This window comes from Terrilactibacillus laevilacticus (genome assembly GCF_006517395.1).
Lineage (GTDB): Bacteria > Bacillota > Bacilli > Bacillales > Sporolactobacillaceae > Terrilactibacillus > Terrilactibacillus laevilacticus.
This window is the reverse complement of sequence record NZ_VDCY01000002.1, coordinates 316,358-338,931: the sequence shown is the minus strand read 5'-3', so window position 1 is coordinate 338,931 and position 22,574 is coordinate 316,358. Positions and strand designations below refer to the sequence as shown.

Annotated in this window: 20 protein-coding genes and 1 pseudogene; 14 read left to right on the top strand and 7 right to left on the bottom strand. The window is 37.8% G+C overall.

All coding sequences use genetic code 11. The features are described from left to right. The first annotated feature begins 2 nt into the window (after positions 1–2). The 8 genes from hutI (at position 3) to FG390_RS04545 (ending at position 9,239) form a co-directional block, all read left to right on the top strand. The gene (gene hutI, locus FG390_RS04580; protein ID WP_141189850.1) at positions 3–1,304 is read left to right on the top strand and encodes an imidazolonepropionase; all 1,302 of its coding nucleotides are present in this window, start codon (positions 3–5) and stop codon (positions 1,302–1,304) included. Further along, on the top strand, positions 1,279–2,553 hold the full coding sequence (locus FG390_RS04575; protein ID WP_141189849.1) for a Zn-dependent hydrolase: 1,275 nt from the start codon (positions 1,279–1,281) through the stop codon (positions 2,551–2,553). Before hutI ends, FG390_RS04575 begins: the two co-directional genes overlap by 26 nt. Then, the gene (locus FG390_RS04570; RefSeq protein ID WP_141189925.1) at positions 2,553–3,878 is read left to right on the top strand and encodes an amidohydrolase family protein; all 1,326 of its coding nucleotides are present in this window, start codon (positions 2,553–2,555) and stop codon (positions 3,876–3,878) included. Before FG390_RS04575 ends, FG390_RS04570 begins: the two co-directional genes overlap by 1 nt. A gap of 398 nt (positions 3,879–4,276) precedes the next feature. Next, positions 4,277–5,287, top strand: a complete 1,011-nt coding sequence (locus tag FG390_RS04565; RefSeq protein ID WP_141189848.1) for an ABC transporter substrate-binding protein — start codon at positions 4,277–4,279, stop codon at positions 5,285–5,287. 108 nt (positions 5,288–5,395) lie between these two features. After that, the gene (locus FG390_RS04560; protein WP_258311552.1) at positions 5,396–6,265 is read left to right on the top strand and encodes an ABC transporter permease; all 870 of its coding nucleotides are present in this window, start codon (positions 5,396–5,398) and stop codon (positions 6,263–6,265) included. Positions 6,266–6,268: 3 nt separating this feature from the next. Next, on the top strand, positions 6,269–7,057 hold the full coding sequence (locus FG390_RS04555; RefSeq protein WP_141189847.1) for an ABC transporter ATP-binding protein: 789 nt from the start codon (positions 6,269–6,271) through the stop codon (positions 7,055–7,057). Positions 7,058–7,104: 47 nt separating this feature from the next. Further along, entirely contained in the window at positions 7,105–8,214 is a 1,110-nt protein-coding gene (hisC, locus tag FG390_RS04550; protein ID WP_141189846.1) for a histidinol-phosphate transaminase, read from the top strand. Positions 8,215–8,249: 35 nt separating this feature from the next. After that, positions 8,250–9,239 carry a C-terminal binding protein gene (locus FG390_RS04545; RefSeq protein WP_141189845.1) on the top strand — a complete coding sequence of 330 codons (990 nt, stop codon included), beginning with the start codon at positions 8,250–8,252 and terminating at the stop codon, positions 9,237–9,239. A gap of 120 nt (positions 9,240–9,359) precedes the next feature. Here the strand turns inward: FG390_RS04545 and FG390_RS04540 are convergent, their stop codons facing one another. The 4 genes from FG390_RS04540 to FG390_RS04525 form a co-directional block, all read right to left on the bottom strand. Next, positions 9,360–10,469: a 5-methyltetrahydropteroyltriglutamate--homocysteine S-methyltransferase gene (locus FG390_RS04540; RefSeq protein ID WP_141189844.1), complete on the bottom strand. Its 1,110-nt coding sequence runs from the start codon at positions 10,467–10,469 to the stop codon at positions 9,360–9,362. Between the two features lie 133 nt (positions 10,470–10,602). Continuing rightward, entirely contained in the window at positions 10,603–11,835 is a 1,233-nt protein-coding gene (pepT, locus tag FG390_RS04535) for a peptidase T (protein ID WP_141189843.1), read from the bottom strand. Positions 11,836–11,943: 108 nt separating this feature from the next. After that, the gene (gene bioB, locus FG390_RS04530) at positions 11,944–12,942 is read right to left on the bottom strand and encodes a biotin synthase BioB (RefSeq protein ID WP_141189842.1); all 999 of its coding nucleotides are present in this window, start codon (positions 12,940–12,942) and stop codon (positions 11,944–11,946) included. 83 nt (positions 12,943–13,025) lie between these two features. Next, positions 13,026–13,574: a biotin transporter BioY gene (locus tag FG390_RS04525; protein WP_141189841.1), complete on the bottom strand. Its 549-nt coding sequence runs from the start codon at positions 13,572–13,574 to the stop codon at positions 13,026–13,028. A gap of 299 nt (positions 13,575–13,873) precedes the next feature. On the opposite strand from FG390_RS04525, the gene FG390_RS04520 reads away from it, so the two are divergent. From FG390_RS04520 to FG390_RS04505, 4 genes are all read left to right on the top strand, one after another. Next, positions 13,874–14,566, top strand: a complete 693-nt coding sequence (locus FG390_RS04520) for a response regulator transcription factor (RefSeq protein WP_141189840.1) — start codon at positions 13,874–13,876, stop codon at positions 14,564–14,566. Beyond that, positions 14,544–14,930: a hypothetical protein gene (locus FG390_RS04515; protein ID WP_141189839.1), complete on the top strand. Its 387-nt coding sequence runs from the start codon at positions 14,544–14,546 to the stop codon at positions 14,928–14,930. Before FG390_RS04520 ends, FG390_RS04515 begins: the two co-directional genes overlap by 23 nt. Positions 14,931–15,175: 245 nt before the next feature. Then, entirely contained in the window at positions 15,176–16,798 is a 1,623-nt protein-coding gene (locus FG390_RS04510) for a sensor histidine kinase (RefSeq protein WP_181406373.1), read from the top strand. 406 nt (positions 16,799–17,204) lie between these two features. Next, the gene (locus FG390_RS04505; RefSeq protein WP_141189837.1) at positions 17,205–18,617 is read left to right on the top strand and encodes an MATE family efflux transporter; all 1,413 of its coding nucleotides are present in this window, start codon (positions 17,205–17,207) and stop codon (positions 18,615–18,617) included. A 34-nt stretch (positions 18,618–18,651) separates the two neighbouring features. On the opposite strand, the gene dsdA is transcribed toward FG390_RS04505, so the two are convergent. From dsdA to FG390_RS04490, 3 genes are all read right to left on the bottom strand, one after another. Then, a complete protein-coding gene (gene dsdA / locus FG390_RS04500; protein WP_141189836.1) occupies positions 18,652–20,001 on the bottom strand; it encodes a D-serine ammonia-lyase in 1,350 nt (449 codons plus the stop codon). 104 nt (positions 20,002–20,105) lie between these two features. Continuing rightward, a complete protein-coding gene (gene niaP, locus FG390_RS04495; protein WP_141189835.1) occupies positions 20,106–21,308 on the bottom strand; it encodes an MFS transporter in 1,203 nt (400 codons plus the stop codon). Between the two features lie 32 nt (positions 21,309–21,340). Further along, complete coding sequence (locus tag FG390_RS04490; RefSeq protein ID WP_141189834.1) at positions 21,341–21,700, bottom strand: Lin0512 family protein; 360 nt, start codon at positions 21,698–21,700, stop codon at positions 21,341–21,343. A 366-nt stretch (positions 21,701–22,066) separates the two neighbouring features. Between FG390_RS04490 and FG390_RS16200 the strand changes: the two are divergent. Next, positions 22,067–22,147 (top strand): annotated as a pseudogene (locus tag FG390_RS16200) (helix-turn-helix domain-containing protein); the annotation flags it as partial. Between the two features lie 36 nt (positions 22,148–22,183). Then, entirely contained in the window at positions 22,184–22,435 is a 252-nt protein-coding gene (locus FG390_RS04480; protein WP_141189833.1) for a hypothetical protein, read from the top strand. Positions 22,436–22,574: the final 139 nt, after the last annotated feature.

Here is a 22,574-nt window from a genome sequence, read left to right as displayed (position 1 = left end):
CAATGAATCAAATCGTTTATATTAAACATGCAACCCAGCTCTTGTCACTCAGTAGTCAAAGTAAAGAACCAAGATCAGGTCCATCTATGAACGATCTTGGTTTGATTGAGAATGGAAGTTTAGTAGCAGAGGGAGGAGTTATTACATTTGTTGGTACAGATGAAGAGGCTGTGCAATATCTAGATCAGCATGGCAAAAAGGAAGATATTTTAACGATAGATGCGAGCGGAAAGCTAGTCACACCAGGACTCATCGATCCACATACCCACCTTGTTTATGCAGGCAGCCGTGAAAATGAACTTGAAATGAGATTAAAAGGGGCCACCTATATTGAAATTCATAAACAAGGCGGGGGTATTTTAAGCACGACGACAGAAACAAGAAAAGCATCGGAGAAAACGTTATTCGATCAATCCGCTAAAAGGCTGGATCAATTTCTGAAACACGGTGTCACAACCGTTGAAGCTAAAAGTGGTTATGGTCTGAATGTTGATGATGAGTTAAAACAGTTACGTGTAGCTAAGCAATTAAATGAAAGGCACCCTGTCGACGTCGTTTCAACTTTTATGGGAGCTCATGCTGTACCAGTGGAATACAAAGGAGATTCTGAAGGATATATCGATTTACTAATACAAGAATTGTTGCCGAGGGTAGCAGAAGAAAAATTAGCTGAATTTTGCGATGTATTTTGTGAAGACGGCGTGTTTACACTTGAGCAATCTGAAAAAATATTAAATGCAGGGATTAAATTTGGTTTAAAACCTAAAATTCACGCAGATGAAATTGAGGCATTTGGCGGGGCCGAACTTGCCGCCAAGTTAGAAGCGGTGTCAGCAGATCACTTGTTAAAAGCATCCGATCAAGGTATTCAAGATATGGCCAATAAAGAAGTTATTGCGACTCTCCTGCCTGGTACAGCGTTCTTCCTCATGACGACACCTGCAAGAGCACGTAAAATGATTGATAGCGGTTTGGCGGTCGCTTTGGCAACCGATTGTAATCCTGGTTCCTCGCCAACTGAATCGCTCCTACTTGTCATGAATTTAGCCTGTCTCACGATGGGAATGACACCTGAGGAAGTAATAACAGCTTGTACGATTAATGCGGCTCATGCGGTAGATAAAGCTGATACTATTGGTAGTCTTGAAGTTGGGAAGCAAGCAGACGTGGTCATATTTGATGCTAAGAATTATCAAATTCTTCAATATAACTATGGTGTTAACCTCGTTCATACGGTAATCAAAAAAGGCCAGGTTGTCGTACAGGAGGGGGGAATCCTTGATTACAGCCAATCTATCAATTAACCGAGGTCGTTTGGAAAACCAACTTAAAAGGCTAGCGCAATTTGGTAAGAACGAAGAAGGTGGTATTGATCGAACGACATTTACCCAAGCAGAACTTGAAGCGAGAGAGTGGTTAATTGAACAATTTAAAGCTATTAAACTTAAAGTGAAAGTCGATGAAGCAGCGAATATTTGGGCCACAAGGGAAGGAAAGAAGACCTTGCCCCACATTGTCTTTGGTTCTCATATTGATTCAGTACCGAATGGAGGGATGTATGACGGGGCCCTTGGTGTTTTAATTAGTTTAGAAATTATGACTCGACTACATGAAATAAGAAAAGAAACAAGACATCCATTTACATGTGTTTCATTTTCAGCTGAAGAACCGAATCCTTTTGGTTTATCAACCTTTGGAAGTAGAATTGTGACAAAAAGGCTGCGAGCGCATGACATTAAAGAGGTTAAAAATCAAGAAGGATTATCACTTGAATCCGCTTTAAATGCAGCTGGAGGTGATTTTGACCATATTGAACGTGCTCAAATCGACCCAAAAACGATTGCAGCTTTTTTAGAGTTACATATTGAACAAGGTAAACGGTTAGAAAGAAATCAAATTCCAATAGGTGTTGTAACATCTATTACAGGTATTTATCGCGAAAAAATCCGCATTATTGGAGAAGCCAATCATGCGGGTACAACCATGATGAACGACCGGAAAGATGCGCTAACAACGTCTTCCGAATGCATCCTTCTCCTTGAGTCGATTTGCCGAGACCATCCATCTGATGAAGTAGTTGGGACCATTGGTGAACTGCATATTAAGCCAAATGCAGCCAACATCATTCCAGAGGAAGTGGAATTGACCGTTGAAATTCGCGGGAAAACGGAGGAGGAGATAAGGCAAGTTGTTTCATCTTGGGAGTGTGCCTTGAAACGAGTTTTCCAAAATAGAAAACATATGACATTGGAAAGACATGTTTTTCTTAATCAACCTCCATCTCCTATGGATACGGCTGTGATAAGTGCTATTGAATCTGCAGCAGGGCAACTGTCATATAAATTCATGCACCTCGGAAGCATGGCGGGCCATGATGCTACCCATATGGCAACCATCACGCGAAGTGGAATGATATTCGTACCCAGTAGAAAGGGTAAGAGCCATTGCCCGGATGAATTTACGAGTATGGATGATATAGAAATAGCAGCTAATACAATGCTCCATACCTTACTATTACTTGATCAGTCTCTAAATGATAAGGAGGACTTATGATGCCCCAGTTATATATAGCAAGTGAAATGTATATTGATGATCATTTTAAAAAGGACCAGGCCATGTTAGTCGAGAATGGTGTCATTCAAGAGATCGGCACGGTTAAACAAATGAAAGAAAAGTATCGCGGAATTCGGCAAATTGATTACCAAGATAAGGCCATCATACCTGGGACCATTAATGCCCATAATCATTCCTTTCAAAGTTTACTACGTGGCATGGCGATTGACCGTCCTTTTTTAGAGTGGCGAGATGAAGCGTTATACCGATGTACACCCTTGATGGATGAAGAAGCTATTTATACAGGGGCATTATTTGCTTTTGGTGAAATGCTAAAATACGGTGCGACTACCGTCAGTGATTTTTTCTATATCCATGATAACGGTTTGCAAAATGACGAAGCAGTTATTCAAGCCGCTAAGGATTTGGGTATCCGATTTGTGATGGCCCGAACGATGTATGATTGGGAAGGAGCCCCCATTCAGTACCGAGAGTCTATTGATGATGCGGTTGCTCGTACGCGAAACCTAGCCATAAAGTATCAGGGAGATCCGATGGTTACCATTCAACCTGCACCACACAGTCCACATGCGGCATCACCAAAAATGATTCAAGCGGGTCACCGATTAGCTCAAGAGCTTGATACCCCTTTTCATATTCATGTGGCTGAAGAGATGTTTGAAGTAAATGAAATTAAGGATAAATATGGCTTGAGGCCTGTTCATTATTTAGATTCACTCGGTGTACTTGATGAAAGAATGATTGCCATTCATCTTGTTTGGCTCGATGACTCCGAGATTAAGCTGCTTGGTGAACGTAACTGTAACCTTGCTTATTGTCCATCCAGCAATATGTTTTTATCTGATGGGATCACTCGAATTCCTGATCTCGCACAATCAGGCGTTACGATTTCATTAGGTTCCGATGGAGCTTGCGGCAATAATCGAATTAGTGTGCTTGAAGAAATGCGAATGTGTGCGTTGTTACAGAAGGTCAGTCGTCTCGATGGTACGTGTATCACGGCTAAGCAAGTTTTTGATATGGGTACAAAGAATGGCGCAAAGATGCTGAATTTACCTGTTGGAGAACTCAAACCCGGTATGAAGGCAGATTTCATTTGTTTAGATCTAAACGACTTGTCATTATCACCAAAAACCGAACTTTTTGCAAATGTGGTTTACTCGTTGCAACCCAATGCCATAAAAAATGTCATAGTTGATGGGAAAGAAATTATGAAAGATGGCGAACTCGTGACCATGTCAGAGAAGCAAATTGTTCGGAAAGTTGACCAGTTATTTGAAAAGTGGGAAATAAAGAAACGTTGAATCAATTCTTGATTTAATAGTTGAGTTTTATTTTTAGTTATGTGAAAATAAAATTAATCCTATTGTTTCAATTTTTTATATATTAAAAAATTTGGAATATATTTCATCTTAGAATAGTCACCGTATCTAGTGCCTTAGAAGCTTGAAGGCTCTTCTAAATTCTTGGACACTAGAATAATAGGACAAGCGTTAATTGAAGATAAAAAACAATTTAATTACCTGTTCAAAAAGGTGACAAATTAGAAGCAAGAAGATCAAGGCGGCGCTGTTTTGAGGACCAGAATGTAGATTTTTACTACATGAGGACCGGAAAAACGAGCCAACGCCGAGATTCGCAGCTTATCATTTGGTGACTTTTTGAACAACCTCTTTAAAAAAAATATGGTGGGGGTATTCAGATGAAAAAAAAGCTATTAGCTAGTATTCTAGGAGTTATTTTGTTAATCAGTCTCGTTGGATGTGGATCAAAGGAAGATCAGACTAGCGGTAACAGTTCTTCTTCTAGCAAAGAAACGACGAAGATGGCTATCGCTTTATCCAGTTGGGTTGGTTACGCTCCGTTATATATTGCCCAGGAAAAAGGCTTTTTCAAGAAAAATGGATTAGATGTTAAATTGATTAAAATGGAAGCCGTAGCAGACAGAAGAAGTGCCCTCGCTGCTAATACTATTCAAGGCTTTGCGTCTACAGTAGATACTCACGTGATGACAGCCGCTGCGGGCATCCCTGTTCAACAAGTTGTTGCTTTGGATGATTCATACGGCGGAGATGGAATGGTCGCAAAGAAAGATATTAAAAGTTTAGCAGATTTGAAAGGGAAAAAGGTTGGTGTACAAACAGATGGAGGGGCAAGTTACTTCTGGTTCCTCTACATGCTTGATAAAAACAATATTGATGTTAAAGATGTTAAAATTCAAAACATGTCTGCAGGTGATGCAGGGTCAGCGTTTGTTGCTAAGAAATTAGATGCTGCTGTAACTTGGGAACCTTGGTTAACCAACGCTAAGAAAACGAGTTTCGGTCATGTTCTTTTAGACAGTAAAGCAACGCCAGGGGTTATTGAGGATACCGTTGCTTTCCGGAGTGATTTCATTAAGAAAAACCCTAAAGCAATGAAAGCTTTTGTAAAGTCTTGGTACCAAGCTGTCGACTACTATAAAACACATGAAGCTGACGCGATCAGTATTATGGCGAAATCAACAAGTCAAACAAGTGATGAATTCAAAGGCGCTGTTAGCGGGGTCCGTTATTATGATCAAGCCAAAAATGAAAGCTACTTTGGTACAAAAGAGTCTCCAGGTCAATTAATGGAATTAACCGAGAAAGCCACAAAGTTCTGGTTGAAAGAAGATCTCATTAAAAAAGATCCCGGTGCAGATTCACTTATCAACTATTCATTTATTAAATAATGCTTTATCGAGTAGGCCTTATGTAAAAATCATAATAGAAAACACGTTTTATGTATGGGGCGGAGAGAGGCTCTCCGCCTATTAGCTTACTAATCTTAGGGAGGTCGAATGATGCAGGAACCAAAAACAGCCGTGAATGACACTTCCATTCCGATGTACAAAGAACAAAATAAGAAAGAAACGAAACGCAGAATATCCTGGCTTCAGCCACAAAAAGCGATCTCGAAGAAACTTTATTTATCATTAAGTGTTAGTAGTTTTATCCTCATCCTACTTGTCTGGTCAGGTCTCACGTATACACAGATTGTGGATCCGTTATTTTTACCTACACCAACAGACATTATTCATTCAGCTGTCACGTTATTTACAGAATTAGGTTTTGCGACAGATATCTTAGCCACAATATCACGTGTCTTTGTCGGTTTCCTTCTTGCTCTGATCATTGGCTTACCGTTAGGAATCCTCATCGGTACATTTAAAGTTGTTGAAGCCTTTTTTGAACCTGTTATCTCCTTTGTCCGATATATGCCAGTCTCCGCTTTTATCCCATTATTTATCTTGTGGATTGGTGTTGAAGAACCTGAGAAAATTGCTGTTATTTTTGTTGGAAGCTTCTTTTCTTTAGTTCTGATGATTGCCGTAGAGGTTGGAAATGTGAGAAAAGAACTTCTCGAAGCTGCTTACACGCTTGGTTCTACGAATTTCGGCATTATAAAATCCGTTATCTTGCCCGCTGCAATGCCGGGGATAATGGAAATTACTCGACTCGTATTAGGCTGGGCTTGGACCTATATCATTGTTGCTGAATTGATAGCTGCGCCTTCAGGTATTGGGCACGTAATCATTGAATCACAACGAATGATACGAACAAGCAACATCATCTTTGGCATCATTGTTATCGGTATTTTAGGACTCATTTGTGATGTCGTACTCAAAATCGTGACAAGAAAACTCTTTTCTTGGAATTACGGGAGGTAAGTCATGAAACCTAAAGTGACCATACAAAATATACAAAAAGTATATAAGGGAAAAACCGATGTTCTTGCGGTAGACACCATTAACTTTAACATTATGGAGAATGAATTTATCACCATACTTGGACCGTCCGGCTGTGGAAAGTCAACGTTACTTAGGATGGTGGGTGGCCTTGAAGAACAAACATCGGGTCATATTTATTTAGGTGATCAAGAATTAGTTGGTCCCTCATCCAACCGTGGTATGGTCTTCCAAGCCTATTCGTTATTTCCTTGGCTTACAATTGAAAAAAATATTCAATTTGGTCTCAAAAATAAAGGGATGAAAGAAGCCGAACGGAAAGAAATTTCAGATTCTTATATCGAACTCGTTGGGTTAAAAGGATTTGAAAAACATTACCCTAATCAACTATCCGGTGGCATGAAGCAACGTGTGGCGATTGCACGAGCACTCGCCAACGATCCTGAAATTTTATTGCTGGATGAACCATTTGGAGCTTTAGATAGCCAAACACGTCTCATCATGCAGGAACTATTACTTAATATTTGGGAAAAGAAAAAGAAAACCATTCTGTTTATCACACATGATGTTGAAGAAGCCATATTTTTAGGAAGTCGTGTCCTCGTTATGACGTCAAGGCCTGGTAAAATCAAGGAAGATATATCAATTGAATTGTCACACCCTAGGACCTATCATGTCAAATCTGATCCGGCTTTCATAAAAATTAAAGACCACTTAACGGAACTTATACGTGAAGAAAGTTTAAAAGCGATTGAACTTGAAGTTCAAAAGTAAGTAAGGAGACTCTTAATCATACAAGTAGTCTTTAAAGGAGGATTTTTATGACCCTATATCACCGGAAATACACAGATCTTCTAACGGAATATATACCCGGAAAATCCATTGAAGAAGTAAAAAAGGACTATCATTTGGACGAAGTGATTCGTCTAGCGTCGAATGAAAATCCTTTGGGTCCTTCTCCAAAAGCGATTGAGGCAATGGTAGAGGCTGTTAGGGAGGTCCATTTATATCCCGAAGCAACGTGCGGAGAGCTTGTTTCAGATCTTGCACATTATTATGACATTAAACCAGAGGAAATTGTGACTGGAAATGGTGCCGATAATTTGATTAATCAATTAGGTCAGGCTTTTATAAACGAAGGAGACGAAGTGGTTTATTGTACGCCGACATTTGCCGCCTATCGTTCTAGTACGCTACTTATGGGAGGAAAACCTGTTGAAATTCCATTAGTTGATGGGTTTGTCTATGATTTAGATGGATTACTAACTCAAATAACCGATAAAACTAAAATGATCTTTGTCTGTAATCCAAACAATCCAACGGGAACGCTTCTCGAAGAAGGACGTTTGTCATCATTTTTAGATAAGGTTCCAGAACAAGTTCTCGTGATACTTGATGAAGCTTACATTGAATTTATTCAAGAAGAACATTATACAACGGGCGTAGATTTTATTAAGAGATACTCCAATGTCATTGTTCTAAGAACGTTTTCTAAACTTTATGGACTCGCAGGAAACAGGGTAGGCTATGCTATGGCTCAAAAACCACTCATTGATCGTATGAAAAAAGTAAGAGAAGTATTTAGTGTCAATCGAGTCGGCCATATTGGAGCTCATGCTGCATTAAAAGATCAAGCACATCGAGACAAAACAATTGAAAAAAATTCAGCCGAAAGAAAACGATTGGTTGAATTCTTTGAAGAACAAGACTTTGATGTTACACCTTCTCATACTAATTTTATTTTCGTTGATGTCAAGATGGATGCAGGTGAGGTCTTTCAAAAATTAATGGAAAAAGGCGTGCTCATTAGACCTTGCTCAGGCTGGGGATATAACACTCATATTCGTGTTTCCATTGGTTCACATGATCAAAATACAAAGTTTATGGAAAGCTTGTCTGAAGTTGTCGCAAACATGAAGCAATTGAATTAATCTAGAAGGATCATAGTCATAGAGGGGTGAACCCAATGCTTAATCAAAAACCGTTTGTTTGGATCTTAGATGATGAATGGACAGATCATTCGATTGAAAAAGAAGTGTATGACAAATACGATTTTACATTTAAAGTCACTCGTTCAGAAACATTAGAAGAAGATTTAAAAAAGTATGGTCCCTATGCTGACGGGGTCGTCGCACAAATTGGATTTCCATGCCCAAGGCAGTTAATCGAGCAATTACCAGCCTGTAAAGCCATATCCATCTCTGGCGTTGGCTACAATCATGTTGATATTGATGCGGCTACAGAACGAGGAATTCCTGTTGCTAATATTCCGGATTATTGTACGGAAGAAGTATCAGATCATTCAATTGCCCTTATGTTTGCACTCTCTCGTCAATTAAAGGACTATGACCAAAAGGTTAGAAATGGGAAATGGGATCCATTAGATGTTCTTCCACTTTATCGGTTTAAGAATCAAACCGTGGGGATTCTTGGTTTTGGCCGTATAGGAAGGCTTGTCGCACGCAAGCTTCAAATGTTTGGAGTAAGATTGATTGCATACGACAAATATGTGTCAGATGATGAGATTCTAAATCATGGAGTTGAACCAGTATCACTTGAAGAGCTATTTTCTTCGTCAAATATATTATCCTTGCATGTGCCTTTAACAGAAGAAACAACGAATATGGTTAATAAAGAAACGCTCGCCATGATGCCAAAAGGGGCTTATGTGATTAATACGTGCCGGGGAGCAGTCATAAACGAAGAGGATTTACTTGATGCGATAGAATCTGGAAGGATACAGGGGGCGGGAATCGATGTCCTAGATAGGGAACCGCCTGCATCAAATCATCCCTATTTCTCGTGTGATCGAATACTCTTAACGCCTCACTCAGCTTACGTCACGGAAGAGTCACTTCGAGAGCTGAAGGAAAGAACTTGCCAGGTTATTATTGATGTCGTGCAGGGTAGGAAATTAAATTATGCATTGAATCAAGTTGAATCCGTTCAACAATAGTCTTAAAAAAGTGGACTATCATTCATCTTGATGAAGATCAGCACCTTCAATCGAGGTTAGTGCCTATATAAGTATTAAAACATACAAGGAAGGAAATTTTCTCCCTTGTATGTTTGCTTTTTATTTCCAAACGTCATTTGCAATATTGACAACATGGCGTAGCTTGTCCCATTGTTGCTCTTCTGTTAGTTTGTTACCTTCTTCAGTAGAGGCGAATCCGCATTGTGGACTGAGGCAAAGTTGATCTAGATTAACGTATTTTGAAGCTTCTTCAATACGGCGTTTAACGTCATCTGCATTTTCAAGTTCACCATATTTTGATGTAATCAGTCCAAGGACAATATTAAGATCTGAACGATTAACGAAACGAAGAGGTTCAAATCCGCCAGATCGATCATTGTCATACTCTAAGAATAAACCGTCTACATTTAATTTTTCGAAAATATCCTCAGCTATCGGCTCATATCCACCAGCAAACAACCAAGTTGATTGGAAGTTACCTCGGCAAATATGCATGGTAATCGCCATATCTTCTGGACGACCGGCTACAGCGTCATTAATGGTCTTTGTAAATGTTGCTCGCATTTCCTCAGGATCAAATCCTCGCGAACGTAGTTTTTCTTTTTGTTCGTCAGAGCATAAATGAGCCCAAGCTGTATCATCGAGTTGCAAATAACGACAACCAGCATCATAAAAAGATTTTATTGCTTTTTTATATGCATGAGATAAGTCGCGGTACATGTCTTCCTTATAGGGGTAGACACCATCTTCTACAATCCCTCTAAATAAAAGCATATTAGGACTAGGGATGGTCATTTTTGCGACATGATCTCCTGCAATACGATGTAGGAACTTATAATCTTCTAACATGGGATGATTGGTGAAGTCAATTTTATCGACAACTTTTATTCCACGGGCTTTGGTCGTTACGTTATGGAATTGGATACCGCTATCTGAGACAAACTTTTGAACACCATCCAAACCTTCTAGAAAATCGAAGTGCCACCATGCTCGGCGAAATTCGCCATCTGTTACAGCTTGTAATCCTATCTCTTTTTGTTTAGCTACTATACGTTTTATTTCTTCATCTTCAATAAGACGTAATTGTGCTGAAGTGATTTCACCTTGAGCTTTTTGTTGACGTGCTTGTTTTATACGATCAGTACGGAGTAAACTTCCAACTTGATCTGCTCTGAAGGGGGGAAAGTTTCTTTTGATTGATTGATTCACTGGTTGATGTTCCTTTCTAGTTTAGAGTAGTTGAATGATATCAATGATTTAGAAAAAAGGGAAGTCCTAATTTTGATAAGTTAGCTTGGGATTAAAGGAAAAGAGGTGCGATAATATCTCGCACCTCTTCTTATTAAGCTCTTTCTTCAAATAATTTAGCTATCCCAATAATGACATTCGTTGCTTTGATCATATTATCAACGGATATATATTCATATTTACCGTGAAAATTTTCTCCGCCTGTAAAAATGTTCGGTGTAGGTAGACCCATGTAGGAAAGTTGAGATCCATCGGTTCCTCCGCGGATGGGTTCAACAATCGGTTTTATATCAAGATTTTCCATGGCTTGATGTGCAATATCCACAATTTCTTTAACGGGCTCTATTTTTTCACGCATATTAAAATATTGATCTTTTAATTCAAGAATGACGTTGTCTTCACCATATGTTTCTTTAAATTCATTAATTAGTGTTTTCACGGTTTCTTTTTTAGCGTTGAACTTCTCACGGTCATGATCACGGATAATGTAGATCATTTTTGTTTGTTCAACGTCCCCTTCGATCGAAAGTAAATGATAGAATCCTTCATAGTTTTCGGTATATTCAGGGGCATCTTTAACTGGTAATTTACTATTAAAGGCAAATGCGATTTTCATGGAATTGATCATTTTATTTTTTGCAGATCCAGGGTGGACATTGCTTCCCTTAATCGTTATTTTGGCTTGAGCAGCATTGAAACTTTCATATTGTAACTCGCCAAGAGGCCCGCCATCCATCGTGTAGGCATATTTAGCATCAAAAGCTTTAACATTAAACTTATGCGGTCCACGTCCTATTTCTTCATCTGGTGTGAAGGCAACGCGAACTCGGCCATGTTTGATCTCTGGATGTTGAATGAGATAATTCATGGCGGTCATAATTTCAGAAATACCAGATTTATCATCAGCGCCAAGTAGTGTCGTACCATCTGTTGTAATCAGGGTATGACCTTTATATTTGGCAAGTTCAGGGAAGGTCGTTGGTGATAAAACAACTTTCAAAGCTTCATTTAGAACGATGTCTTTCCCGTCGTAATTTTCAACAATTTGAGGATTGACATTTTTTCCAGTAAAATCAGTTGCCGTATCCACATGTGCCAAGAAACCAATAGTGGGAACATTTTTTGATGTGTTTGCAGGTAGAGTAGCCATAACATAGCCGTTCTCGTCTATTGTCACTTCTTCCATACCAATAGACTTAAGTTCCTCAACAAGACTGTTGGCAAGGGTTAATTGGCCAGGAGTTGACGGGCAAGTTTCAATATCTTCATTTGATTGCGTATCGACTTTTACATATGAAGTGAATCGTTCAATGAGTTCATTCTTCACGTTTCAACATCTCCCTTTGAATAAACATATAAGTATGTATAGGTTTATAATATCATAATTATCCAAATTCATACCTAAAGGAGCATTCGTAAAGAAGGAACTTGATTATTAGAGTTTTTGGGCTTCGGTTTCAAATGCATTTGATTCAATCTTAAATCCAAGATCCTCGATCATTTTATAATCTTCGGTTTTATCTTGTCCTGCTGTTGTTAAGTAATCTCCAACAAAGATGGAATTGGCGATATAAAGACCAAGGCTTTGTAGTGAGCGCAAATTAACTTCACGGCCGCCTGACAAACGAATTTCCTTTTTTGGATTAATATAACGAAAAAGAGCTAAGATCTTTAAGCATTTATTCGGCGTTAATTCATCCATGTTTTCTAGTTTTGTACCAGGGATAGCATGGAGAAAGTTGACTGGAATAGAGTCAGCATCGAGGGATTTCAAGGCAAAAGCCATATCAATTAAATCTTCTTTAGACTCTCCCATGCCGCAAATAATACCTGAACAAGGTGATATTTGGGCTTTTTTAACAGCTTCAATGGTGTTAACACGGTCTTGGTAGTGATGCGTCGTTGTAATATGATCATGATGGGCTTCACTTGTATTAATATTATGATTAAACCGGTCCACTCCAGCTGCTTTTAACTCTTTGGCTTGTTCTTCATTAATAAGCCCGAGACAAGCACAGATTTTAAGATTCATTTCATCTTTAATTTTTTTCACGGCTGAACAGACAGCCCGTATTTCTCTTGGCGAAGCCTTGCGACCACTCATCACAATACAATATGTTCCCACGTTATCTGCTTTTGCTTTCCTTGCCCCTTTGAGAATCGTTTCCTCATTAACAAGAGAATAATTTTCAATTTGTGTATTAGCATAGATAGACTGTGAACAATAACCACAGTTCTCCGCACAACGGCCACTTTTTGCATTAATAATCATATTTAATTTAACGTTATTGCCATAATAATGTTTTCTTATCTGATACGCACCATAAACAAGACCTAACGTATCATCTTCTGGAGTATTTAATATATCTAAGGCATCTTCCTTGGTACATTCATAACCATTGATCACTTTTTGAGCTAAACTAAACCATTTCATTGTCGTACCCTCTTTTCTAAGTATTTTAGGTTCATTCAAATAAAAAATAAAAGTGGTCTTCACTTAATATAAGAAATTTATTTTTAAGATAATTTACCAGAGATAGCAAGTCTGCTTCTTAATTGACTGCTTAAAGTTGCACATAAAGCGGCTTTTACAAGATCCAAAACAAATAGAATGGAATTTCCAGCTATGACACTATTAAGTGGTAAGTGATTATAAATGGATAGCCAAAGTATGCCTGAAAAATAAATAATGAAGATACCTACTAAAATAGCGAAATAGTACTGGGCCACGACAAATTTCATGGTTTTAATATGATCTGTAATAAGTCCGATGACAAAAACAGCGATCGGCCATGAAAGGATGTAGCCTCCAGTCGGTCCAAACAATACGGCTAAACCACCTCTTCCACCGGATAAAAATGGGCATCCAGCAGCTATGAGGATGATGAAGACCAACATGGCAATAAATCCTTTTCTAGCACCTAAAATACTGCCCACCAACATAACGCCGATCATCTGGAAGGTGAATGGGACAGGGATAAATGGAATTTGAATCGTAGGAAGAGTTCCAAATACGATCATAACAGCCACAAATAATGAAATAAGAGTTAATGATTTCGTTTTCATGATAATCCTCCTTTTGTTAACTATGAATAATGATAGGTTTACATTGTTTATTTGTCAACACGATATTTTAATTGGTTAACGATTTAACTTATGAGTAAACAATTAAAAAAGGTTTAGAAGAAAATGACTGGACATTCCTACTAACCTTAATTAAATAAATTGAGTTTTTTACATTCAACTCATCATTTCTTAAGAAAATCTTCATTTTTATGATAGGAAGTTGTTAAGATTTATGAATTAGACTATAAGCAGTGATAGAAAGGTTGACATGATATACTCGAGAGAAAGGAGTGAGAGTGATGAATGATTACCAAGTGTTAGTTGTCGATGATGAAAAAGAAATTCGTGATGCGATTGAAATATATTTGAAAAATGAAGGAATTACTGTGATTAAAGCAAAAGATGGGATTGAAGCGATAGATAAACTAAATGAACACGAGATTCATCTTATTATTTTAGACGTCATGATGCCTAGATTAGATGGTATTTCCACGACTTTTAAAATTCGAGAACAAAAGAATATCCCCATTATTATTTTGAGCGCAAAGAGTGAGGATACGGATAAGATTCTTGGTTTACAAGTAGGGGCAGACGATTATGTTACAAAGCCCTTTAATCCGCTTGAATTGATTGCCAGAGTCAAATCACAGCTGAGACGTTATGTGAAACTAGGGACATATGACGGAATGGAGCAAGTCATTGATATCCGCGGGTTGACTCTTGAACCATCAGCAAAACGGGTCACAGTTAATGGCGAGGAAGTTAAGCTGACTCCGATTGAATATAAAATTTGTGAATTATTAATGACGCATGCAGGACGGGTTTTTTCAATTCATGACATTTATGAGCGAGTATGGAATGAGCCTTGTTATCACGCAGAAAATACGGTCGCAGTACATATCCGGAAAATTCGAGAAAAAATCGAGATTGATCCGAAAAATCCAAGATATTTAAAGGTGGTATGGGGGATTGGATACAAAATTGAAAAATAGATTGTTTATAGGCATATGGATATTACTTCTAGCCAGTGGAGTATATGGTTTATTTACTGTATTTAGTCATGGCACGCAGTATATCAGAGGCAATTATTTTCAAACACCAAATTTCCAAAGTGAATTAAATGAATTTGAAACAGCCTTAGCAACACTCGAGTTAAACCATCCTAGTCCATCAGAGGTCAAAAAAAGTATGACGGTCACTGATCAAGAAATTCATGATTACCGATATCAATATGGGGATTTAATAGCGCAAGTCTCAAATATTACAGAACAATATGAAAGCAAAATTAACGAGGCAAAGAAGAATAAAAATAAAGATGCAGAAAACTATATAAAAAAGAACGCGATAAAAAAATAGAGGAAATAAACAAAAACTTTAGTAGCGATGACTATGTAAAAAATAAAATTATTAAAGCGAAAGAAGAACAAATTGATAAATACTACCGAAATATCGAAAAATATAATCGAAAAAACTTGAATTTTGGGAATAAAGTATTCAAATATTACCTCAGGGATACTAAGACGGATAAAATTTATACGAACATATCAGGTCAAGACAAAGATATTAACCAAAATGATATGCTATTTAATGACAAGTTTTCGGTGTCAAAACGAACAGAATTTAATACGGCAAATTTTATAAATATACCAGATGAAGGAGTTGGAGTTGGATTTCAGACAACATCAGAGAGCGAGAGTCTACAGGCACCTAGTGTAACCATCGTAAACGTACTGAGAAAAAATGCAAAAAAATTTGAGGGGCAAATTTTTATATTACATTCAGCACCCAAAAATCACTTTATTATGGATCAATATCATCAATATCAGGTTAAAAAAGTCATCATTATCATCTGTTTTGTCTTCGGTTTAATTGCTTTAATCCTCAGCTATTATTTATATAAGAAACGAAATGTATGGCAAAGAATCGTCAAAACACATTTTATTAACGTATATGACAAAATACCCATTGATGTACGATTCGTGCTTTTTTTATTGAACCTTATCTTTGTTATAGCTTATATAAATTACAGTACGAGCTGGACTTATGTCGATTATACATTTTATAGTTTTGATATTTTTTGGGAACAAGGAATGGCTATTTTGTCTATGGCGACACTTGCTATTCAACTGATCTTTTTAATTGATATCGTAAAAAATAGTAATCGAAGTCTTCAATGGGAAAAAAGTGTGATTTATTTCATCTATATCACAATAACAAAAGCATTGCAAAATCGTGTTGGTATGCAGCTTTCTGTCTTTATTCTCCTAACTCTTATCTTTTTATTTGGAATTGTGGCTGCATTATCCTATTATGTTACAGGATCTCTTATTCCCATTACACTAGCTTTCTTATTAGTTGGATTACCAACTCTCATTGTGGTCTTAAGATACGTTGGATACTTGAAACGAATCATGATCAATGCTAGACAAATTGTTCGTGGTGAAACTGTCCAAGACCTTCCTGTTAAGGGCTTAACGCCACTCGCAAAACTTGCAGAAGACATTAATTCACTTAAGCATGGGGTAAAAACATCCCAGAAGGAACAAGCAAAAAGTGAACGATTGAAAAACGAATTAATCACTAATGTGAGTCATGACCTAAGAACACCGTTAACTTCCGTGATCACCTATACGGAATTACTAAAAACACCTGACCTCTCACATGATGAGCGCAATAGTTACGTTCTGATTATTGATCGAAAAGCCAAGCGCTTGAAAGTACTTATCGATGATTTATTTGAAGTCACAAAAATGACGAGTGGCAATATCGAACTTAACTTAGAGCAAGTGAATTTAAATGAACTTCTCCAGCAAGCTTTAGCAGAGTACGATGACATTATTCAAGATTCAAAGCTTCAATTTCGAGTAACAAAACCAGACCAACCTGTTCATGCAATTGTAGACGGACAAAAAATATGGCGTGTCTTTGATAATTTAATCGGGAACGTTGTTAAATACTCATTAGAAAATACACGTGTTTATATTGATTTGAGAGCAGAAAAAAACGAAGCCATTATCACATTTAAAAATGTCACCAAATATGAACTAGGCGGCAATATGGATGAACTTTTTGAGCGATTCAAACGAGGAGATGCTTCTCGGCATACCGAAGGATCAGGTCTTGGTCTTGCGATTAGTAAATCGATCATTGATCTTCATCATGGTGAGTTTGACATTGAATTAGATGGGGATTTGTTTAAAGTTACTGTAAAATTGGATATATAGAACGTATAAGCCTTAACCTAATGGATAAGGCTTTTTATAATAGTGAATTAGATAATCATTGGTTGGGTAAGGCTAAAAATAGGGTAAAAAAATAAAAGTTTTTTTTGGTAAAAAGTACGTGCATTACCATGATTAATGTGCTACGATACGTATTGCTTTTAACAAATTTTTTATTAAAGTGTGTGTTCAAAAAGGTGGCAAATTAGAAGCAAGAAGATCAAGGCGGCGCTGTTTTGAGGACCGGCATTCCACATGATGTGGTAGCTTCAACGTTGCTCACAGGACGTGAGCGATTTTAGTTGAAGATCCTCTTATATCCCTACATGAGCACCGGAAAAACAAGTGGGCGCCGAGATTCGTAGCTTATCATTTGGTGACTTTTTGAACAACCTCTTAAAGGAGGAAGGTGACGAGAGTGCAAAAGAAACAAGCTGTTTCAAAGCAGTCTGTACCTAATGATTTAAAACTTATTCGTCTAACGTGGCCTATTTTTCTTGAGGTCTTTTTATTTATGTTAGTGGGTAGTGTTGATACATTTATGATCAGCGGTGTTTCTGATGATGCTGTTGCCGGGGTAGGAGCATCCAATCAGATCATCACGATTGCGATCTTGGTTTTAGAGGTGATCGGAAATGGTGCAGCGATCGTTATAGCACAATACATTGGTTCTAAGAAATTATATGAAGCAGCTAAAATTTCTGCAGTCGCTATTACCTTAAATTTAATGGTGGGTGTCTCTCTTAGCCTGATCTTCATTGCTTTTGGGGGATTAATGCTCCAAGCCATGAACCTACATGGCGATATTTATGTCTATGCAAAAACCTATTTGATGATTGTTGGTGGAGGCATCTTCTTACAGGCACTGATTAATATATTAGCTGCCATTATTCGTACCTATGGTTATACCAAACATACGATGCTCGTTTCAGTGTTACTGAATATCCTTCACTTAGTGTTTAACTATATGTTCATCTTCGGGCATTTTGGATCTCCAGCTATGGGTGTCGAAGGGGCAGCCATATCAAATATCGGTAGTCGATTTATTTGTTTAATTATCTTTTTCATTCTGTTTTATCAACTCATGGATGTTAGACTAAAAATCAAGGATTATTTAACCTTAACAAAAAGTTATGTAAAGAAGATCTTTAATATTGGTATTCCATCTGCGGTTGAACAAATCACTTATCAATGCTGTCAGCTCATGTTTTTCTTTTATGCGACTTATCTTGGTGCAGAAGCCATAGCGACTAGACAATATGCTGTGAATATTTCGATGTACATCTATTTATTCAGTGTGGCCGTCTCCATGGGAACAGCCATCATTACTGGAAGATTAGTTGGAGCTAAAGAACCGGTTGAAGCTTACCGTCGAGTAAGGCAAAGTGTGAAATGGTCTTTGTTAGTGACCATAGTGATGGATATCATCATCATAGCTGCACGAGAACCACTTTTTGGTTTGTTCACAACAAATGCTGATATTATTAAACTTGGTTCTGAAGTGATCCTCTATAGTATTTTGCTAGAAACAGGACGCACAGGCAATATTATCATGATTAATTCCTTGCGGGCGGCGGGAGATGCCAAATTCCCTCTTTATATGGGGCTAATCTCGATGGTAGGTGTCAGCTTACCGCTTGGTTATTTTCTTGTTTTTCATTTAAACATGGGTTTGTCAGGAATTTGGATAGCGAATGCAACGGACGAATGGATTCGTGCTATTACGATGCATTTTCGTTGGAAAAATGGAGCTTGGCAAAAATATAGTCTAGTTGATGATGATAAAAAAGATCCTAACTCAAAACCAGCTACCGTTCATTAATCAATAGAAAGAGAACTCACTTTAGCGAGTTCTCTTATTTTTTTTCTAATAACGCCCGACCTTTTTTATCATACTCCTTCATGATTTCCTCTGGAACCATGCTCCCACCTGTTGCCCATACGATATGAGTTCCTTTTTCTATTTTGTTCATCAAATCATTAGTCTTAAGGTAAGATGATCCATTTGTTAAAAGTTGAATCGGTCCGAACATACCGGCTAGTGCAGATGGTTCTAAATAAATGCCTTCAGTTTGAATCAGCGTACTTAACAGTTGATAAAGTGTGGTATCACGAGCGGTATAACACCCACTAATAAAAGGTTCAATTAATTTTCCAACGAAACCAGAAGGCCGACCAACAGCAAGTCCATCTGCATCTGTTTTGTTATCTAATCCAATGTCTTGGACAGAAATTTTATCATGTAGTCCTGTTGATAGTCCTAAAAGCATACAAGGGGAGTGTGTTGGTTCAGCAAAAAAGCAATGAACGTGCTCTTGATAAAGCGTTTTTAGACCGAAAGCGACTCCACCAGGTCCCCCACCAACTCCGCAAGGCAGATAGACAAAAAGGGGATGATTTGCATCAATGGCGACATTTGAATCCTCTAGTTGTTTTTTTAGTCGAAGTGCGGAAGTGGCATACCCTAGAAATAAGTCTTTAGAATTTTCATCATCGATAAAATAACATGTGGGGTCTTTCTCTGCCTCCTTTCTCCCTTCTTCAACAGCCAGACTATAATCTGTTTTATATTCAACGACCTCGGCGCCTTTTTCTCTTAGCAGATCCTTTTTCCACTGTTTTGCGTCATGCGACATGTGAACTTTTACTGAAAAGCCAATCTGTGCACTCATAATACCGATACTTAGACCTAAATTGCCCGTTGAACCAACAGCAATGGAATATTTCGAGAAAAAGGTTTTGAATTTTTCACTATTTAAAATGGCATAGTTATCCTCTGTTTTTAAAAGTCCATGGCGGATAGCGAGTGACTCTGCATGCTTAAGCACTTCATATATACCACCTCTAGCCTTAATTGAACCAGAGATCGGGAGCTGATCATCACGTTTGAGTAACAAACGGCCATCGATTGACACATGATAGATTTTTTCTAAGAGATCTTTCATCTTAGGAATACTTGTTAGTTCCGATTCAATGAGTCCCCCGGCTACACGGGTTTCTGGGAAGACTTTCTCAATATAAGGAGCGAAACGTCTCAACCGATCGTCTGCCTCTTTAATGTCTTCCTTGGTTATCGAGCTCCTTTTCATCGGTTGATTATTCCTGGAATAATGTGGGTTTGTCCAAAGTATTTCTTCAAGAGTTAACAGTTTTCTAATTAATGGATCATTCTTTCCCCATGTGTGTTTGCCATCATTTGTAGACATAAGGTCACTCCAATTCATCCCGCCTTAACGGCTAGTAAAGACCCCCACCTGTTTCAAGGAAGGTAGGTGGGGATCAACTGCCCGTATAGGTCCGAAGTTTCATTTTATAAAAGTTGACGATTTTTTGTTTCTTTACCTAATAACAGAACGGCCAGTGCACCGATAAGGATGGATATACAAAAAATAATAAAGATGGTATTGATGGATACATGCTGAGTGATGAGATAACCAACAAGGAGCGGACCTAAAATGCCGCCTACCCTACCAATAGCTGCAGCCATCCCTGATCCTGTTCCACGGATACTGGTTGGGTATTGTTCAGGAGAGTAAGCATATAATGCACCCCATGCACCCAAGTTAAAAAATGACAAAAAGACGCCTGAAATAAGAAGGGCAGTTAGAGATTCTGCAGAGCCAAAGAAATAAGCACTTAATGCTGTACCAATGAGATACGTAATGAGAACGAATTTACGTCCCCATTTTTCAATAAACCAAGCGGCTGTAAAATATCCAGGTAACTGTGCCAAGGTCATAATTAAGACGTACTGAAAACTTTTGATCAAACTAAATCCTTTCATGACCATCACACTTGGTAGCCATAAGAACATACCGTAATACGAAAACACCACACAGAACCATAAAATCCATAGCATGATAGTTGGGCGTACAAATTCTTTAGACCAAACATCTAGCATGTTTTTTATAAAAGAAGGTCTATTCGTTTCTGTTTTAGCGGATTGAAATTTTGGTGAGTCAGGCATATGAATTCGTAAATAGATCGCATATAACGCTGGAATAGCGCTGAGAATAAGAGCTATTCGCCAACCGAAATGTGGAATAATAAAGTAAGAAATAAGAGCAGCAATGAGCCAACCGATGGCCCAAAAACTCTCAAGCAAGACAACGATTCGGCCGCGTTTTTCTGGCTGAACACTTTCTGAAACAAGTGTCGATGCCACTGGAAGTTCGCCGCCAAGCCCCATACCAACAATGAAACGAAAAATCAGAAATAGTGAAAGGGTGGTTGTTAATGCAGATAACCCGCTGCCAAGTGAAAATAATAAAAGGGTGATAATTAAGATGGATTTTCTTCCTGCACGATCGGAGAAAAGACCGAAAAGAAAAGCACCTACAGCCATCCCAATCGAGTTAATGCTTCCAATCCATCCCATTTGCACCACATTTAAATGCCAATCCACACTTAAAGCCGCAATAATAAAAGACAGCATGCCCACATCCATGGCATCAAATAGCCATGCCAGTCCAGCAATACCAAGCAATTTTCTTTCTGTGATCGCATTTTTCATAGACAAAAGTTCCTCCTAATAGTTTTATTCCGTCAATAGCCTGTCTCAATCGATGCATTGACAATGTACATCAAATCATTTTTATCTTCTTTATCTTCGAGAAAAATTCCACTGCGGGTTAACATGCCACCATCCATTACTTCAACAGTAACGGTTCCGTATGGAATGGCAGCTTTAACTTTTTCAATATCTAATTTGTCCTTGTCACAAGGAACGGCTAATTTAATATTCACTTTCATGTTGTTCAGATCATGGTTAGGTAATACTTCGGTTATACCAGGCATTGAATTAGTATGAATCGCATTGACAATCGCTCTAATAGCTGCCTTTGTCACGTCTTGTCCATGTACATCCACACCAAAACCTGTTTGAATAAACATTAACTTTTCCACGAATCGTTCACCCTCCATATGTTTGATAGATTAGCTAAATTATAAAGCCAATGCTTACTGAAAACCATTCTTTCTAATAGCTTTTTATCAAGTGTATTTGAATCCAGACGATCTATCATGTTTTCTTCCTTATTATAGCAAGAGAATAGAGGAAAAACTTATTTCATACATTTAAATACGTGTAGATAAGCGTGAATTAGGTGCTTTATTTTGATGACAACTGCTGGTTAACATGAAAGTATAGAAAGTTTATTTCCCAAAATTGATTCTTCATGTAAGCTGTAATTGAGGTGCTCAAATGGAGTTAGGTGTGAGCGTTTAAAGTTATTGAGGGAACAACGGGGCATATCGTGAGAGGAGTTAGCTAAAATGATGAATGTTTCCCGTCAGGCTGTTTATAAATGGGAAAGTAATAAGGGGAATCCTGATCTCGATAACATTATATAGCAAAGTAATCTTTATGATATTACAGTTGATGAGTTATTGAAAAATAATATTAGTCATCAAAAGAAAAATGATGAAGTAGAAGATGATGACGATGACGAATCACTTTCGTCTGATCCAGGTTTTTTTATAGGGTTAGCTATGGTACTTATTAGTAGTTGCATCGATGATAAATGGGAAACACTTTCGGATATTCTTATGATAATAGGGTTAGTTATAATGATTTTTTATAAAGATATAATTAACCTTTTTAAAAAAATAATACAAGATTTTAAGGGGAAAAATCCTTGACCTTGCTATAGCATCTTTGAGATTTATATAAGTTGAATGAAATAACTTATATAAATCTATATAAATGAATGAGAGTAGGGAGTTTACTTCAAAAAAAATCAGCCAATATAACTTCATGAAAAGATCACGAGTTACAACA

What these genes read in the sequence shown, in the direction of transcription:
- hisC (WP_141189846.1), top strand. Translation starts at nt 7,105, where the DNA reads ATGACCCTATATCACCGGAAATACACAGATCTTCTAACGGAATATATA.
- FG390_RS04555 (WP_141189847.1), top strand. Translation starts at nt 6,269, where the DNA reads ATGAAACCTAAAGTGACCATACAAAATATACAAAAAGTATATAAGGGA.
- FG390_RS04565 (WP_141189848.1), top strand. Translation starts at nt 4,277, where the DNA reads ATGAAAAAAAAGCTATTAGCTAGTATTCTAGGAGTTATTTTGTTAATC.
- FG390_RS04545 (WP_141189845.1), top strand. Translation starts at nt 8,250, where the DNA reads ATGCTTAATCAAAAACCGTTTGTTTGGATCTTAGATGATGAATGGACA.
- niaP (WP_141189835.1), bottom strand. Translation starts at nt 21,308, where the DNA reads ATGAAAAATGCGATCACAGAAAGAAAATTGCTTGGTATTGCTGGACTG.
- FG390_RS04520 (WP_141189840.1), top strand. Translation starts at nt 13,874, where the DNA reads ATGAATGATTACCAAGTGTTAGTTGTCGATGATGAAAAAGAAATTCGT.
- hutI (WP_141189850.1), top strand. Translation starts at nt 3, where the DNA reads ATGAATCAAATCGTTTATATTAAACATGCAACCCAGCTCTTGTCACTC.
- bioB (WP_141189842.1), bottom strand. Translation starts at nt 12,942, where the DNA reads ATGAAATGGTTTAGTTTAGCTCAAAAAGTGATCAATGGTTATGAATGT.
- FG390_RS04525 (WP_141189841.1), bottom strand. Translation starts at nt 13,574, where the DNA reads ATGAAAACGAAATCATTAACTCTTATTTCATTATTTGTGGCTGTTATG.
- FG390_RS04560 (WP_258311552.1), top strand. Translation starts at nt 5,396, where the DNA reads ATGATGCAGGAACCAAAAACAGCCGTGAATGACACTTCCATTCCGATG.
- dsdA (WP_141189836.1), bottom strand. Translation starts at nt 20,001, where the DNA reads ATGTCTACAAATGATGGCAAACACACATGGGGAAAGAATGATCCATTA.
- FG390_RS04570 (WP_141189925.1), top strand. Translation starts at nt 2,553, where the DNA reads ATGCCCCAGTTATATATAGCAAGTGAAATGTATATTGATGATCATTTT.